The organism is Azospirillum sp. B506 (assembly GCF_000333595.1).
Classification (GTDB): Bacteria; Pseudomonadota; Alphaproteobacteria; order Azospirillales; family Azospirillaceae; genus Azospirillum.
The window spans coordinates 1-1,033 of record NZ_BADK01000519.1; the positions used below are offsets into that span (position 1 = coordinate 1).

Consider the following 1,033-nt stretch of genomic DNA (forward strand, 5'->3'; position numbering starts at 1 on the left):
GGCGGCAGGCCGGCCAGGGCGCGGATCACCGGCGCGACGTTTCTGTGGAAGGTGAACATGGCCGAGGTCGGGAAGCCCGGCAGGATCACCACCGGCTTGCCGCCGGTCACCGCGAGGCACAGCGGCTTGCCCGGCTTCAGCGCCACGCCATGGGCGACGATGCCGGGATCGGACAGCCGCGCGACGATGCGGTGGGAGCGGTCGCCCGCCCCCTTCGACGTGCCGCCCGACAGCAGCAGCGCGTCGCACTCCAGCCCCCGGGCGACCAGCCGCTCCAGCGCCGCATCCTCGTCCGGGGCGATTCCCAGGGCCACCGGCTCGCCGCCCAGTTCGGACACCGCAGCGGCCAGGATGGCACCGTTGCTGTCATAGACCGCCCCGGTACGGATCGGCTGGCCGGGGGCCACGATCTCGTCGCCGGTGGACAGGATGGCGACGCGCGGCCGGCACACCACCGCGACCTCGGCCAGCCCGATGGCGGCGAGCACGCCGATCTCGCGCGAGGTCAGCAGCTGGCCCTTGCGCAACACCACCTCGCCCCGGCCGATGTCGGACCCGGCGGCGGCGACGAAGGCACCGGGGTTGGCCGGGCGGGTCAGGCTGACGAACAGGCCGTCCGGGCGCTCCACCGCCTCCGTCGTCTCCACCATCACCACGGCGTCGGCACCGCGCGGCAGCATGCCGCCGGTGGCGATCACCGTGGCGGTGCCCGGCTCCACCGTCAGTTCGGGGGCATGGCCGGCGGCCAGCACCTCGTCGTTCAGGCGCAGGGCGACAGGCCGGTCCTCCGCCGCGCCGACCGTATCGGCGGCGCGCACCGCGAAGCCATCGACCACCGAACGGTCGAAGCCGGGCACGTCGACCTCCGCCACCACGTCGGCGGACAGCACGCGGCCCAAGGCGGCGGACAGCGGCACCCGCTCCTCCCCCCGCGGCGACAGGTCGAGATGGCGATGGAAGCGGGCACGCGCCTCCTCACCGCTGACCACCTCCAGGAACTGGTCCTGGCGGGCGGCCTGGGCGACGAAACGGC

Annotated in this window: 1 protein-coding gene; it reads right to left on the minus strand. The window is 74.6% G+C overall.

What is annotated here, in order from left to right; translation table 11 throughout:
• Window positions 1–1,033, minus strand: a 1,033-nt coding sequence (locus I71_RS15590; protein ID WP_042695765.1) for a molybdopterin-binding protein, incomplete at both ends; no start/stop codon positions are given.